The organism is Leisingera aquimarina DSM 24565, assembly GCF_000473165.1.
GTDB classification, from domain to species: Bacteria; Pseudomonadota; Alphaproteobacteria; order Rhodobacterales; family Rhodobacteraceae; genus Leisingera; species Leisingera aquimarina.
In genome coordinates, this window is sequence record NZ_KI421504.1 from 980,549 (window position 1) to 995,394 (window position 14,846).

General features: G+C 61.5%; 14 protein-coding genes. 6 read left to right on the top strand and 8 right to left on the bottom strand.

All coding sequences use genetic code 11. The features are described 5' to 3' along the window. Positions 1 to 25 precede the first annotated feature (25 nt). The 3 genes from AQUI_RS0108760 (at position 26) to AQUI_RS0108770 (ending at position 3,124) form a co-directional block, all read left to right on the top strand. A complete protein-coding gene (locus AQUI_RS0108760) occupies positions 26 to 1,408 on the top strand; it encodes a DNA recombination protein RmuC (protein ID WP_027257188.1) in 1,383 nt (460 codons plus the stop codon). Continuing rightward, positions 1,409 to 2,713 (top strand): adenylate/guanylate cyclase domain-containing protein, encoded by a 1,305-nt coding sequence (locus AQUI_RS0108765; protein WP_027257189.1) that lies wholly within the window; start codon positions 1,409 to 1,411, stop codon positions 2,711 to 2,713. Positions 2,714 to 2,800: 87 nt separating this feature from the next. Beyond that, the gene (locus AQUI_RS0108770; RefSeq protein ID WP_027257190.1) at positions 2,801 to 3,124 is read left to right on the top strand and encodes a DUF3775 domain-containing protein; all 324 of its coding nucleotides are present in this window, start codon (positions 2,801 to 2,803) and stop codon (positions 3,122 to 3,124) included. A 67-nt stretch (positions 3,125 to 3,191) separates the two neighbouring features. On the opposite strand, the gene AQUI_RS0108775 is transcribed toward AQUI_RS0108770, so the two are convergent. The 4 genes from AQUI_RS0108775 to AQUI_RS0108790 are packed head-to-tail and all read right to left on the bottom strand — an operon-like array spanning position 3,192 to position 6,718. Continuing rightward, entirely contained in the window at positions 3,192 to 4,334 is a 1,143-nt protein-coding gene (locus AQUI_RS0108775; protein WP_027257191.1) for a saccharopine dehydrogenase family protein, read from the bottom strand. Positions 4,335 to 4,366: 32 nt separating this feature from the next. Further along, on the bottom strand, positions 4,367 to 5,419 hold the full coding sequence (locus tag AQUI_RS0108780) for a saccharopine dehydrogenase (RefSeq protein WP_027257192.1): 1,053 nt from the start codon (positions 5,417 to 5,419) through the stop codon (positions 4,367 to 4,369). A gap of 11 nt (positions 5,420 to 5,430) precedes the next feature. Continuing rightward, positions 5,431 to 6,045: a glutathione S-transferase family protein gene (locus tag AQUI_RS0108785; protein WP_027257193.1), complete on the bottom strand. Its 615-nt coding sequence runs from the start codon at positions 6,043 to 6,045 to the stop codon at positions 5,431 to 5,433. Positions 6,046 to 6,067: 22 nt separating this feature from the next. Then, on the bottom strand, positions 6,068 to 6,718 hold the full coding sequence (locus AQUI_RS0108790; RefSeq protein WP_027257194.1) for a histidine phosphatase family protein: 651 nt from the start codon (positions 6,716 to 6,718) through the stop codon (positions 6,068 to 6,070). A gap of 144 nt (positions 6,719 to 6,862) precedes the next feature. Between AQUI_RS0108790 and AQUI_RS0108795 the strand changes: the two genes are divergently transcribed. Then, a complete protein-coding gene (locus AQUI_RS0108795; RefSeq protein ID WP_027257195.1) occupies positions 6,863 to 8,062 on the top strand; it encodes a hydantoinase/carbamoylase family amidase in 1,200 nt (399 codons plus the stop codon). A gap of 86 nt (positions 8,063 to 8,148) precedes the next feature. Here the strand turns inward: AQUI_RS0108795 and AQUI_RS0108800 are convergent, their stop codons facing one another. The 3 genes from AQUI_RS0108800 to AQUI_RS0108815 form a co-directional block, all read right to left on the bottom strand. After that, positions 8,149 to 8,376 (bottom strand): WGR domain-containing protein, encoded by a 228-nt coding sequence (locus AQUI_RS0108800; protein WP_027257196.1) that lies wholly within the window; start codon positions 8,374 to 8,376, stop codon positions 8,149 to 8,151. A gap of 218 nt (positions 8,377 to 8,594) precedes the next feature. After that, positions 8,595 to 9,299, bottom strand: a complete 705-nt coding sequence (locus AQUI_RS0108810; RefSeq protein ID WP_027257197.1) for a response regulator transcription factor — start codon at positions 9,297 to 9,299, stop codon at positions 8,595 to 8,597. Further along, complete coding sequence (locus AQUI_RS0108815; RefSeq protein ID WP_027257198.1) at positions 9,296 to 11,197, bottom strand: hybrid sensor histidine kinase/response regulator; 1,902 nt, start codon at positions 11,195 to 11,197, stop codon at positions 9,296 to 9,298. The genes AQUI_RS0108810 and AQUI_RS0108815 overlap by 4 nt, the downstream gene beginning before the upstream one ends. Before the next feature lie 447 nt (positions 11,198 to 11,644). Between AQUI_RS0108815 and AQUI_RS0108820 the strand changes: the two genes are divergently transcribed. Then, the gene (locus AQUI_RS0108820) at positions 11,645 to 13,609 is read left to right on the top strand and encodes an AMP-binding protein (protein WP_035919874.1); all 1,965 of its coding nucleotides are present in this window, start codon (positions 11,645 to 11,647) and stop codon (positions 13,607 to 13,609) included. 53 nt (positions 13,610 to 13,662) lie between these two features. On the opposite strand, the gene AQUI_RS0108825 is transcribed toward AQUI_RS0108820, so the two are convergent. Next, the gene (locus tag AQUI_RS0108825) at positions 13,663 to 13,848 is read right to left on the bottom strand and encodes a hypothetical protein (RefSeq protein ID WP_027257200.1); all 186 of its coding nucleotides are present in this window, start codon (positions 13,846 to 13,848) and stop codon (positions 13,663 to 13,665) included. 88 nt (positions 13,849 to 13,936) lie between these two features. On the opposite strand from AQUI_RS0108825, the gene AQUI_RS0108830 reads away from it, so the two are divergent. Beyond that, the gene (locus tag AQUI_RS0108830; RefSeq protein WP_027257201.1) at positions 13,937 to 14,755 is read left to right on the top strand and encodes an ABC transporter ATP-binding protein; all 819 of its coding nucleotides are present in this window, start codon (positions 13,937 to 13,939) and stop codon (positions 14,753 to 14,755) included. The last annotated feature ends 91 nt before the right edge of the window (positions 14,756 to 14,846 follow it).

A 14,846-nucleotide genomic window follows, 5' to 3' on the forward strand; every position in this document is an offset into this window, starting at 1 on the left:
ACCCCCGGTAAAGGGAGGACGAGCAGTGACACTGGAACAGACCCAATGGGTCATTTACGCGCTGGCCGGGCTGGCCGCGGTTTTTGCCCTGGCAGGATTGCGTCTACGCGGGGCAGCGCGGCAGCTGGAACATGCCAATGCAGGTCTGAACCAGGAGGCGGCCGGGCTTCGGGCGGAGCTCAAGCGGCTGCCGGAACTGAACGATGAGCTGACAACGCTGCGCCGCACCGGCGAAAACGAACGCGCCGCCCGCTATCAGGCCGAGGCGCAGGTGCAGGCCTTGAAGGCCGAGCATGCGGCACGGCTGGAAGAGCTCAGCCACATGAACCAGCAGATGGAACACAAGTTTGCATCGCTGGCCTCTGGCGTGCTGAAGCAGAACTCGGAAAACTTCCTGAGCCTGGTCAGCGAACGCTTTCAGGCGCACAGCAAATCGGCGGATGCGGATCTGGCCAAGCGCCATGCCGCCATCGAGGGGCTGGTGAAGCCGCTGGATCAGAAACTCGGCCAGTTTGGTGAGCGGATTAAGGAAATCGAGAAGGCCCGCAACGAGGCTTATGGCGCGATCCAGACGCAGGTGAAACATTTGGCCGATGGCCAAGCCGCGCTAGGCGGCGAGACCCGCAAGCTGGTGCAAGCGCTGCGCGCGCCCAAGACCCGCGGCCGTTGGGGTGAGATGCAGCTGCGCCAGGTATTCGAGATGGCCGGCATGGCCGAGCATGTTGACTATGAGCTGGAGAAAAGCGTCGGCACCGATGACGGGCTGCGCCGCCCCGATGCGATAGTGCGCATCCCCGGCGGCAAAAGCATCGTGGTGGACGCCAAGACCCCGCTGGAGGGTTATCTGGATTCGCTGGAAGCGGAGACACCCGATCAGCAGCAGGAGGCACTGCTGCGCCATTCGAGCCACGTGAAAACCCATGTGCGTCAGCTTGCGTCGAAATCATATCAAAGCGCGCTGGAAGAAACGCCGGATTTTGTGGTGATGTTCATCCCCGGTGAGACTTTTGTGTCCGCGGCGGCAGAGGCAGATCCGAGTTTGATTGAATATGCCTTTGAAAACAAGGTGCTGATCGCCACGCCAACCACCCTTATGGCGCTGGTCAAGTCCATTGCCTATGGCTGGCAGCAGGAGAAGATGGCGGAAAATGCGGTCGAAGTCCAAAAGACTGCCAAGGAACTCTATGACCGGCTGGCGACGTTTTCCAAGAACCTCGCTTCGGTGGGCAAGTCACTGTCGTCATCGGTGAACAACTACAACAAGGCTGTCGGCTCGCTGGAAGCCCGTGTGCTGCCCTCGGCGCGCAAATTCGAGGCGATGGGCGTTGTCGCGCAAGGCGCAGAGCTGGAGGATCCCGGCCAGGTTGAAACCGAGCCGCGCCAGGTGGCGCTGCTGGCGGAGGAGTAAGTGCGGCTTCCGTCCGCATTCCGCAGGGGCAACCCGGGCGAGGCGGCGCTGCTGCGTGCGGCCGAGGTCGAGGCGGAGCGCATTGTTGCATTGTTGCGGATTGTTGTATCCGCCGGGCTGCTGGCAGCTCTGGTGCTGGCGGTTGATGCGGTGCAGACGGTGGACCAGGATTACCTTTGGCACCAGGTTGGTTTGGCCGCGGCAACCATACTGGCTTACATGGCGGTTGGAGGCCTGAGTTTCGCGGCTATCCGCAAAGGCGTGTTCCGGCACTGGATGATCTGGGCTGCCGTGACCGCGGACGGTGTCTTTCTTTTCCTGAATTCTTGGTTGTCTTTGGTGAATTCCGGGCTATCCGGTGAAGTTGTCTTTGCCATGCCTTCGGCCTGGATGGCACCGCTGATCCTGGCTTTTGGCGTGTTGCGTTTCAACCCGCTGCTGCTGGGATACCAAGTGCTGCTGGTTGCGGCCGGACTTTTGTGGCTGGTACTGTGGGAACCGGCGATCGTCTCTGACGCTGCCATGCAGCGGGTGCATCTGGCCATGGCCACTCCCCCCAATCTGATGCGGGTGCTGATGGTGGCGCTGGCCGGTTTGGTGCTGATGGTTGCAGCACTTCGGATGAGGGGACTGCTGCACCGCTCCATAGAAGAAACGCGGCAGAAGGCCAATCTGACTCGCTATCTGCCGGCCCAGATGGCGGGCCGCCTTGCCGGCGGCGGGTTGGAGGCGCTGCAGGAAGGCCGCCAGCAGAAAATGGCGATCCTATTCATTGATATCCGCGGCTTCACCAGCTGGTGCGAGGGCCGCGAGCCGCAAGATGTCAGCAGCCTGATCACCGAGTTCCGTACCCGTGTCGAAAAGGCGGCGGGTCAGACCGGCGGGCTGATCGACAAATACATCGGCGACGCAGCGATGATCCTGTTCGAGGGAGAGCGGGCTGCAGCGCGGGCGCTGGATTGCGCCGAAGGGTTGCTTGCGGAGATGGAGGATTGGCGCCAGGAACGGGAAACCGCTGGAGAAACCGGCCTGGCTGCAGGGATCGGAGTGCATTGGGGCGAGGTGTATTCAGGTGTCACAGGCACACAGGCACGGCTGGAGTATTCCGTGTTCGGAGACACTGTGAACACTGCGGCGCGGCTGGAACAGCTGACCAAGACGAATGGCATGGTGCTGATCGCGTCTGCAGCCTTGCTACAGGAATCCGGGACGGAGCCCGCGCGCGGCGGCTGGACAAAGCTGCCGGCGGAGCATTTGCGCGGACGCCGCAGCGGACTCGAGCTGTTCGGAAAGACGCAAGGCTAGGCACCTCTCCATTTGCCACAGATCAAAGACTTAGGCGTTTGGCCTGCTGTTTGATATGCTGAGGCAGCGAACAGAAGGAATGAAGCTATGCTGGAGATCTCAGCCCGTAAGGTGGCACAGGTGGCGATGATGGCCCGGGAGCTGGGCCGGGCCGAGGGCGAGCTGCGTGCCTTTATCGACCGGATGGGTGAGGACCAGCAGTCCGAACTGGTTGGCATCATGTGGGTCGGCCGCGGCAGTTTCGAGCCGGAGGAGCTGGGCGAGGCGATCTATACCGCCCGCCAGGAAGCTACCACGCCAACTGTCGATTATCTGCTCGGCACACCGCATCTGGCTGACAATCTTGAGGCTGGTATGGAGGCGCTGGGGATTGACGTGAACGATGTTGAAGATGATGTGATCGGCCGCTAGGGGTCGCACCGGATTAAAAGGTATAAGGGCGCCGCAATCCGGCGCCCCTTGTTGTTTCCAGCAACCATCAGGCCTTGCTATCGACGGCCTCTAGGTGCTGGGCCAGTTTGCCGATCTCGCCCATCCACTTTTCGACCAGGCCCATGTCGCTGGGCGCGGCGTGCACGCCGGCAGCGATCTTGCCGTTCATGGCCGCCTCGATGGCGAAAGACACCGGATAGGAGACCAGACGCGCCATTGCGGTGCCGCGGTCGTCGCCCCAGGCGTCCATCACATAGGTTTTGTGCCAGACCGCGGCGCCGTCTTTTTCCGCCTTCAAGCCAACGCAGAGCACCACCCGGTCCGGCTCGCCTTCGTCATAGGCGTTCTCGGTCCAGAACTGGTCCGACATTTCCTTGAGGCGGGCGTCGCCTTCGGGGCCGGTGAGGGTCTCGACCTCCTTGAACACATCTGCCCAGGCGTCAGACCAGCCGTTGAGGCGCAGGGTGCCGCGGACGAATTCCTTGACCTTCCAGTCCTCGCCGAACTCGTACTGCGCCATGAAGGGGAGCGAGTCGCGGTTCGGGTAGACCTCGAAGCTTTCCGGGCTGGGCAGCGGCGCCTCGTAGGAGGAGATCGCGTCCCAGGGGCGGGCAACGTCCAGTTCCTTGAAATCGCGGATCGACCTGGAGGGCGAGCGCAGCGCTTTCAGCACCCCGAGCGGCGACCAGCTGAACTTGTAGCGGAACGGGTTCGGGGTCTTGGGGATGCCGCCGCAGTAGGAGATGAAGCTGATCTCGTTGTCCGCGTCATAGGCCTCGGAGGCCTTGTAGTCCGCGACCAGCGCATGCGCCATCAGGTGGTCGATGCCCGGATCCAGGCCGACTTCGTTGATCAGGCAGACGCCGGCATCCTTGGCTTTCTGGTCCAGCGCGCGCATTTCCGGCGCGATGTAGGAGGAGGAGACGAAATGCGCGCCGTGCTCGATCGCCAGTTCGGCCAGCGGCACATGCCAGTCGCCCGGCAGCATCGAGACGATGACGTCTTTCGGGCTCAGCATCTGGCCCAGGTTGGCGATGCTGAAGGCGTGGATGTTGGTGGTCAGGTCGCCCACCGCCTCGCGGGCCTTATCGGCGGTCCGGTTCCAGACCGCCACGTCGTGGCCCGCTTCCAGCAGGCGGCGCAGGCCGGGAATGGCGGAGAGGCCGGTGCCGCACCAGTGAATTGTCATGAGAGTTCTCCCTTGCTTGGTTCCGGCGGCATTCAGCCCGGAAGATGTTCGTTGAATGTGGCTTCTGCCCGGCCCCAGACGCCGGACGTCAGATCGGTCAGTGTCTGCAGCGAGGGCAGTAGCTGGGCGGCGTAGTCCTCGGAGCTTTCCACCGGCAGCATCGACGGCAGGTTGTCGATCGCCATCACGTCCAGCGCCGGGTTTTCGGCGACGCGCAGGGCGGGGGCTTCCCAGGTGGTGGATTGGGTATAGACCGGCACCGGGTTGTAATCGCTGTCCGGGTCACAGGCCACATCGCCGATGGCGGTAAGCTTGCGGTCTGCGCTCAGCGCCTCGCGGGGGACAAAGACCGGGGTGCCGGGGCGGGCGAAGATGCAGTTCAGGAACAGGTCATGGGTCAGGATTTCCGGGAACGGGCCGCCGCTTGCGGTTTCCGCCATGTCCCATTTGGTGACCTGAACGCCCATCGCCTCGCAGAGGTCGGCAGCGCCGGTGCCGACGCGGCCAAGTGCGCCGATGACGATGGCGGAGGGGCGGTCAGCGTTCAGGTCGTCGAGTTCCGCGCCGAGATCCGTCAGCAGCGCATCCTTGCCGCCGTAGACGCCGACCGGGCCGCAAAGCTCGCCGCGCTGCTGGGCAGCCCAGGATTTCAGCGTTACTGCCGCACCGGCATAGCCCGCCCAATAGCCGAAGGCCGCAACCCGGCGGCCGGCCTCGTCCACCAGGTATTCCAGGTCATAGAGCGTGCCGCCGCCGGCCTTGAAGCGCTCCAACAGCGCCTTGCCAGAGTGCTGGCCCTTGAAGGCGTGGCCGAACATGATGTGGTGGTGGGGCAGCGGGGTGCCGTCCTCGGGCAGTTCCTTGAGGCCGAAGATGATCGCATCCGCCGGCGCCTGGGGCCAGGAATTTTCCGGCGCGATTTCGCAGCCTGCATCAATGTAGCCCTGCAGCGGGATCGCCCGCACCGAGCTTTCCTCGACCGTGACCTTGATGCCGGCGTCCAGCAGTGCCTTGGCGCCTTCGGGGGTCAGGCCCGCCCGCTCTTCATTGGGGCGCTGTTCTGCCCGTACCCATAGATGCGTCATCGTCATGTCCTTCAAAGCATTCCCTTGGCATAGACTGCGCGGATTGACTCGCGCTGTTCCATTGCCGTCATGAAGTTCTGGATTTTCGGGAAGTCCGCAATGGTCACGCCGTCGCCTTCCAGCCAGGTGCAGATCACATAGAGGTAGCAATCGGCGATGCTGACCGCGTCTCCCAGCACAAAGGGCCCGCGCAGGCCGGCCTGGCTGAGATAGTCGCAGCAGGCGGCCATGGTCTGGGGCACCAGTTTCTGCATGTCTTTCCAGCTGGAGCGTTCCTTGGCCCAGCGGTGGCCCCGGCGCATGTGGGCGTGGTTCACATGCATGGTGGAGGCGAGGTAGAACATCACCTCGCGCATGCGGGCCAGCAGCACCGGGTCCTGCGGGCGCAAGGACGCCTCCGGGGCCATGTCGGCGATGTATTCCAGCAGCGCACCGGTTTCGGTCAGGATGCCTCCCTCGACCGCCAGCGCCGGCACCCGGCCCTTGGGGTTGATCTGGGCATAGGCGGCGCCGTTCTGTTCCTTGGCGGCAAAGTCGACCTTGACCGTCTCATACTCGATCCCGGCTTCTTCCAGGGCGATGGCCACGGCCACCGAAATGGTGTTGGGGGCGTAATAGAGCTGCATATCTTATCCTCCCGTTCGGACGTCAAAGGTGTGTCTGGGCAAAATGCCGGTCCGGCGCTTCCAGATGCGGCACCGCGTTGAACAAAACCGGGCTCCAGTGGCCGCCGATGGGGAACAGCCGGTGCATGGATGTGTTCATGATGGCCAGCGCCGCACGGGCCATGGCCGCGGTATCCAGCCCCATGGCCTGACGCAGCGCCATCGAGATCAGCCCGCCGGAGGTGACCACCAGCGCCGGGCCGTCGCCTGCTGCGATGTCGTCCAGCGCTTGGCGGGTGCGGGTCTCGAAGGCTTCCCAGCTTTCGTAAGGCTCGGCAATATCGCTGGCTGCCCAGGCGGCAAAGACCTTTGGCAGATGCTCGACAAAGCCCTCGCGCTCTTCCGGGATCGGCAGTCCGTGCTGATCGCGCATCGCCTCGGCGAGGGTGAAATACTCCATCTCGTTCAACCGCTCGTCCTGCGCCGGAGCTGCAAAGCCCATCGAGGCAGCGGTTTCGATATGCCGGGTCAGCGTGCCGCAATAGACGCGCGGATGATGGCTGCCGCTGGCGCGCAGGTGGTCACCCAGCCAGGCTGCCTGCTGATGGCCCAGATCGCTGAGACGGTCATAGCTGGCCTCGTCCCGGGCGCCGGTGTTGGCCTGGCCGTGGCGGATCAACGTGATGTGGGACATGGGCAGGCGGCTCCGTAGTTACCGAGGAAGTCTTAGGGGAGGTTCCGGGCAGAGGGAAGGGCAGGCTTGGCGCTGCACTGATCAAATTCGTTGAGAGCTGTCGAAACATGGCGCAATGTGCCTCTGTCAATTTGGAGACTCGGCATGCCCCTCGACCCTCAGCGCTTTACCGGCGACTTGCACATGCTCCGCAGTTTTGGCGCGTCGGGCGTAGGTAGGGGAGTGGTGCGGCAGGCCTACTCAGATGCGGACTTTGTCGCGCGCCAATGGCTGGCCCAACGAATGAAAGATGCTGGTTTAGAGCCGCATTTCGACCCGCTCGGCAACCTGTTCGGACTGGCCGGAGAGAAGAGCTTGCTGGTGGGGTCGCACAGCGACAGCCAGCCCGAAGGCGGCTGGCTGGACGGCGCGCTGGGCGTTGTGGCCGGGCTGGAGATTGCCCGCGCCGCGAAGGAGGATGGCGGGCCGCCCATCTCATGCGTCAGCTTTCAGGATGAGGAGGGGCGGTTCGGAGTGCTAACCGGCTCGGATGTCTGGACCTGCAAGCTGGCGCTGGCGGAGGCGGACGGGTTTATAGACACTCAAGGCAACACGCTTGCGGACATGCGGGCACAGATGACGGATCTGGCCGGGGATTTCCTGCCGCACGACCGGTTCAGCGGCTTTCTGGAGATGCATATCGAACAGGGGCCGTATCTGGAGGAAACCGGAGTGAAGCTTGGGGTGGTGACTGATATCGTCGGCATCCGGGACATGCGGATCACGTTTGTTGGACGTCAGAACCATGCCGGTACCACGCCGATGCACCTGCGCCGGGATACCTTTCAGGCTCTGTCGGCCTTCAACACGGCGCTGAACAGCCGCTTCGCGAATGCGGTGACGCCTGCCACAGTTTGGACTATCGGTCATGTGGCGTTGCATCCCAATGCGTCCTCTGTTGTGCCTGGGCGCGTCGAATTTTCCGTGCAATGGCGCGATGCTGATGCAGTCCGGCTGGCGCGGATGGAAACGCTCATCAAGGAGATAGCGCAGGAGATCGCGGCCGATCACAGTGTGGCATCTGAGTTTGGCCCGGTGATGGGCTTAGAACCGGCGGCGATGGATGCCCGGTTTCAGGCGGAGTTGGGTGCCGCCGCCGAGACGCTTGCACCGGGCATGTGGCAAAAGATGCCGTCGGGTGCTTTGCATGATGCGGCCAATCTTGCGACGGTGATGCCTGCGGCAATGCTGTTTGTGCCCTCAATCGGCGGCATAAGCCATGCCTTTGACGAGGATACGGCGGAGGCAGATCTGGTTCTGGGCCTGCAGGTGCTGGATCGCGCTGCCCGGGCGTTGGCTGTGTGATTTGCCGGCGGGTTCTCCCGCCTGTTCCCGAACATCCTGCGGGATGTCCTCTCACAGTTGGGCCGGGCGCCGCTGGCGCGGCGCGGTCAGCCCCGTCCGTAGCCGCGTTTGAGCATCCGGTTGCGGTGCCTGTCGGCGGCCAGGGAAGCCTCGCGCAGATTGCCATAGATGTTGATGACGCTTTGCCCGTTGCCGCCGGCTATGCCCCATTCGCGCAGCACGGAGACCTCGGAAAACAGGTTCATCGCCAGCTCAATGCGGTAGAACCGGGACGGGTGGGAAGGGGCTTGGCGGTAGAGCAGACAGGTGGCCATGGTTTGATTCTATGCCAAGTGATTCGCTGCGGCAAGAAACTCTGTGCCGTGTTGGCAAATGTGAGGCTTATGAGCGCGGAAGACAGCGCCGTCACGGCGAACGCCAGCGTAGCCGGAATGGACAAGGGTGGTGAAATACTGCAGCTGCGTATTCTTTCAACCTCTTACCTGGATGAAAGAGCGTAGCACAGGCAAATTGGTTTTCTACCAGAACAGGGTCAGCCCCAATCCACATCGCCCAGAAAGATGTAGCCTGCGCCATAGATCGTCTTGATCAGACGAGGGTTCTTGGGGTCTTCGCGCAGCTTGGTGCGCAGGCGGGAGACGCGCACATCCATTGCCCGGTCAAAGCTTTCACCTGCCGCACCGCCAAGCGCTTCCTGCATCTGAGCGCGGGAGATCAGCCGTTTGGGGCTGTCGAGGAACAACCGCAGAACTTCGCCCTCGGCATGGGAAAACGGGGTTTCGCTGCCTGAGTCATCCTCCAGCACATAGCGGTCGAAATGCGCGATCCAGCCGGAGAAACGGGCGGTGTCGCTGGCTGGAGCAGTTGTGCGGGGGGCGCTGCGCAGACGGGCGCGGACACGGGCGACCACTTCGGCCGGATCAAACGGTTTGGTGATGTAGTCATCAGCTCCCAGCTCCAGCCCTGTCACCCGGTCCTGCACCTGGGCGCGGCCGGAGATGATGATGACCGCCGCGCCCTGTTCCAGTGCAAGCCGATGCACCAATGCCAGCCCATCCGTGTCGGGCAGTGACAGATCTACCAGGCAGACATCGGGTGTCATCCGGTTCAGAGCGGCCTCAAACTCGCGCGCGCGGGCGAAACTTTGGGTGCGGAAGCCTGCGTCCTCCAGCGTGTTAGTCAGGATCCGGCGGATTTCCGGCTCGTCATCCAGGATGGTGACCAAGGGCGATGTCATGCGGCAGGCTCCGGTTTGATCAGCGCGGACAATTGGTGCGTGGTGAATGGTTTGCGCAAAACCGGACTGCATTTCAAGGCCTTGCGGAATAATGGATCGCTGACGGGAAGGGACGTCATCAGGATGCAAGGCAGGTTTGAGCCGTCCAGCCGGGTAGCGAGGTCTATGCCGGTGGCAGTTCCCTCCAGTTTGATGTCGGAGAGCACCAGCGCGATGTCCGGCAAATCAGCGGTGAGCGCGCTGGCCTCGTCCACGCTGGCCGCTTCGATAACCGAGTAGCCAAGATCAATCAGCATATCGCGAAAGGCGGCACGCAGCTCCTGGCTGTCCTCGACCAGCAGGGCCATGCCGCCTTTGGCGTCAGGCGCCAATCGGTAGGGCAGGCGCAGGGTGACTGAAGCGCCGGTTTGGGTGTTGCTGATCCGCATGTCGCCGCCGGCCAGTTTGGCCATGTCGTAAACCATTGGCAGGCCAAGACCGGAGCCTTCGCTGCCTTTGGTGGTGAAGAAAGGATTCAACGCCTTGTCCAGCGCTTCGGGGGAGAAACCGGGGCCGCTGTCAGTCACCGTGATTTCCACCCAGGTCTGCCCGACTGCGTGGGCGCTGACAGTTATCTGGCCGGAAGTTCCGCAAGCGTCGCGGGCGTTCAGGATCAGGTTCAAAAGTGCATCCTGCAGCTTGCCGCTGTCCAAAAGCAGCACCTCGTCCGGCATGTTATCAAGGATGCTTAGCCCAATCCCCTGCGGCAGAGAGGGAGAGGCGAGGATCTTCAATTCACCCAGCAGCGCATGCATGTCGGCCGCCTGCGGGCGCAAGGTGCGCTGGCCCGTCATTTCGGCAATCCGGCTCAGCAGCCGGCCGCCGCGCTTTGCAGCGGAAAGCGTGCCTTGGACCAGTTCGGTTGCCTCGCTGCTCAGCCCCATTTTCTCCAGCTTGCTTTGCATTCCGAGAATAATGGTCAGAAGGTTGGAAAAATCATGTGCCAGGCCGCTGGTCATCTGCGCCGCCATCTCGCGGCGGCGCGCCTGCTGCAGGGCAACCCGGGTCTGGGTTTCTTCGGTCACATCCATCGACAGTATATAAACGCCGCCGTGCTGGTCCGGGGTAAAGGCCACCCGGATGCGGCGGCTGCCGTGGCTTTCAGTGAACTCGAATACCGGGCTGCCGCCTTTGTAGGCGGCCAGCAAATGCGGCTCAATCCGGTCAAAAGCAGCCTTTCCCAGCGCGTCTGCGATATGCATGCCCAGGATTTCAGAGGGGCGGCTGGGAAACACCGAGCTGAGGCGGCGGTTGGTATAGGTGTAAAAACCGTCCGCATCGACGTGGGCGATATGGGCGGGCATCATCTCTGTTGTCAGCCGGGTGCGGCCTTCGATCTCGGTCAGCTGGCGCTTGGCCTCTTCCAGGGCAGTATTTGTGGCCTCCAACTGGCGGTTGGCGGCGGATAGTTCCTCGGTATGAGTGATCAGCTTTTCCGAAAGTTCCTCGGACCGGGAACGCAGCAGCTGTTCAGCCTGTTTGGCACGGGTGATGTCGGTATAGACAGTGACCCAGCCCCCCTGCGGCAATGGCGAGCCTTCAATCGAAATCATCTGCCCGTTGGGCCGTTCACGCTCCAGGTAATGCGGCACAAAATCCAGTGCCTGATCGACCCGGTTCTGCACGATGTCCTTGATATCTGTTTCCGGCGCATATTCACCGGCTTCTGCTAGAAAACGGATGGTGTCGGCAAAGGGCGCCCCCGGCTGCACCAGGTGATCGGGCAGAGAGAACATCTCTTGGAAACGCCTGTTGCAGACCGCCAGGCGCAGATCGTTGTCATAGATCGACAGCGCCTGGGCGATCAAGTTCAGCCCGGCGGTAGTCATGGCGGCGTGCGGCTTGCTTGTTCGGTTCATGGTTCTCCCCGCTTCATGGCTAGCACCGTGGTGGGTGCGGGGCAAATTGCCATTCAGCCGCGGGAGAAGGCCATGCCGTCGCGTCAGAACAGCAATCGCCTATAGGGTTACTGGACGCAGTGAGCGGAAAATGGGGCATCCGATGTGGAACTTGAAGCGCCTGCCCGCTGTGTTTGATTCGAATCCCGGCCCGTTCGTGCGCATCCCGCGCGCTTTGCCCCGTCGTGTTTCCGAGCGCTGAAGGATTTTGTGTTTCCGGTGGCACGGCAGCTTGCGTAACAGCCGGTAAAACAAGGGGAACAGCGTTGTTACAATTCGTAAGATTTGGGAAAACATCAGGAAAAAGTTGACGGGCTATTCTTTGCACGTCCCTACTCGGGGCCAGAACCGCGGGCAGCGGTCAGTCCGGCAGGAACGCCGGAAAGGGAGGAAAGAAAGTTGGCTCAGATGCAGATGGGCGCCGAAGGGATGCAATCCCTGCCGGCGCTGCTTCAACGCAATGCGGCGCAATTCGCAGACGCGCCGGCCTACCGGGAAAAGGAATTCGGCATTTGGCAATGCTGGACTTGGGCCGAGGCGGCAAAGGAAATCGAGGCACTGGCGCTGGGCCTCATCAACCTTGGCGTGAATGAGGGCGATTTTGTCGCTATCATCGGCCGCAACCGCCCTTATCTCTACTGGTCGATGGTTGCCGCGCAGGCGGTGGGTGCCGTGCCGGTACCGCTCTATCAGGACGCGGTGGCCGAGGAGATGGCCTATGTGCTGGGCCATTGCGGCGCGCGCTTCGTGATCGTGGGCGATCAGGAGCAGGCCGACAAGGTGATCGAGATCCAGGATCAGCTGCATCAGTTCGAGCATATGATCTATCTCGACCCGCGCGGTATGCGGAAATACGACCATACCCAACTGCATGAGTTCAGCCATATCCAGGATCAGGGCCGCGCGGCGCGTGACGAGCTGACCGGCGAGCTGCAGGCGCGTCAAGCCAAGCTGACCTATGACAGCACCTGCGTAATGCTTTACACCTCCGGCACTACCGGCAAGCCCAAGGGTGTGGTGCTTTCGAACCGGAATGTGATCCAAAGCGCGAAAAACTCGGCTGAGTTCGACCATCTGACCCTGGGCGAGAACATCCTGTCCTACTTGCCTATGGCCTGGGTGGGTGACTTTATCTTCTCAATTGGCCAGGCCTACTGGTGCGGCTTCTGCGTGAACTGCCCGGAAAGCGCTGACACCATGATGACCGACTTGCGCGAAATCGGTCCGACCTATTTTTTCGCTCCGCCGCGGGTGTTCGAAGGCCAGCTGACCAATGTGATGATCCGGATGGAGGACGCCGGCGCGCTGAAGCGCAAGATGTTCCACCATTTCCTGGCGCATGCGAAAAAGGTCGGCGGCGACATTCTGGACGGCAAACCAGTTGGCCTGATGGACCGGTTGAAATACGCGCTGGGCAATGTGCTGGTCTATGGTCCGCTCAAAGACACACTGGGCTATGGACGCATCCGCGTCGGCTATACCGCAGGGGAGGCGATCGGGCCGGAGATCTTTGATTTTTACCGCTCGTTGGGCATCAACCTGAAACAGCTTTACGGCCAGACCGAGGCCACAGTTTTCATCACTGTGCAGCCGGATGGCGAAGTGCGCGCCGATACCGTGGGTGTTCCTGCCCCGGAGGTGGAGATCAAGATCGGCGACAATGGCGAGATTTACTACCGCTCGCCCGGCACGTTTGTGGAGTATTTCAACAATCCGGACTCCACCGCCTCAACCAAAGATCCTGAGGGCTGGGTAGCCACCGGCGATGCCGGTTTCTTTGAAGAAGGCTCCGGCCATCTGCGGATCATCGACCGTGCCAAGGATGTGGGCAAGATGGCAGATGGTGCGATGTTTGCGCCCAAGTATGTTGAAAACAAGCTGAAATTCTACCCGGACATTCTGGAAGCTGTGTTGTTTGGCAATGGCAAAGACCGCTGCGTGGCCTTCATCAATATTGACCTTACAGCAGTTGGAAACTGGGCAGAGCGCAACAATATCGCCTATGCATCCTATCAGGAACTGGCCGGGCATCCGCAGGTTCTGGAGTCACTCCGTGAGCACGTGACGGCGGTGAACCAATCGGTGGCGGAAGACCCGATGCTGTCAGGCTGCCAGATCCACCGCTTTGTGGTTCTGCACAAGGAACTGGATGCGGATGACGGCGAAATGACCCGCACCCGCAAAGTGCGCCGCCGCATCGTTGAGGAGAAATTCGACGACATCATCACCGCACTTTATGACGGCTCGGAGCAGGTCTCGACTGTCACGGAAGTGACCTATGAGGACGGCCGCAAAGGGTCCATCAGCGCGACGCTGACCATTGTCGATGCGGACGTGAAACCGGCTGCGGTTCACAAGGTGGCCGCGGAATGATGCACGTATCTCCGGAGAAAAATCTGCCCCGTGCCGGGCAGGCCGGGCGGATCTCAGATCAAGTCGGGATTGAGGCCGGGATTGAAAGCCGTGTTGACCACCTGCTGGATCTTGAAGGGAGAGCTGAACCCGTGTGTCTGCTCGATGATCGAGGTCAGGCTTTCGGATTGACTGAGGCCCATCTGCTTGCATTCGACGGCCATCTTCAGAAGGCAGGAATGTTCAAGTTCGCCAAACATTGTTTTGGTCTCCTTGCTGCTCGTTTTGAACAAGTATCGCATGGAAACCTTAAAATTTCTATGTGGCAGAATAATGGAGGCCGTTGTTATGCTTGACAATTCCTTAAGCTATGTCACCGAAGACGGCCGCACTATCGGTGGTGTGGTGATGGAGATGAAGAACATCACCCTGCGGTTCGGTGGTGTGGTGGCGATCAAGGATATCTCCTTTGACATCCGCGAGGGCGAGATCCGCGCGATCATCGGCCCGAACGGGGCTGGCAAATCCTCGATGCTGAACGTGATCTCAGGCTTCTATGTGCCGCAGGAAGGCGAAGTGCTGTTTCACGGCAAGAAGCGCCCGCAGATGCGCCCCTATGAGGTGGCCCGCCAGGGCATCGCACGCACATTCCAGAATATCGCGCTGTTCGAAGGCATGAGCGTGCTGGACAACGTCATGACCGGACGGCTCAACTATATGAAAACAGGCTTGTTTTCGCAGGCTCTGTGGAAGGGTAAGGCGGAAAAGGAAGAGACCGAAAACCGCGAGGTCGTGGAGCGGATCATCGACTTTCTGGAGATCCAGCACATCCGCAAGACCCCGGTGTCTCGGCTGCCTTATGGCCTGAAGAAACGGGTCGAACTGGCCCGCGCGCTGGCTGCGGAACCAAAGCTGCTGCTGCTGGATGAACCGATGGCCGGCATGAACGTCGAGGAGAAGGAGGACATGTCCCGCTTTATCCTGGATGTGAACGACGAATTCGGCACTACCATCGCCCTGATCGAGCACGACATGGGCGTTGTGATGGATCTTTCGGACCGCGTCGTAGTGATGGATTACGGCAAGAAAATCGGTGACGGCACCCCGGATGAGGTGCGCAATAACCAGGATGTGATCGACGCCTATCTGGGGGTCAGCCATGACTGAGTTGCAATGCAGCAACACCCGGCCCCGGCAGGGTGACATCCATACACCGCCTGTGCACCGCCTGTGCACCGCCGCAGTGCAGAATTCCGAG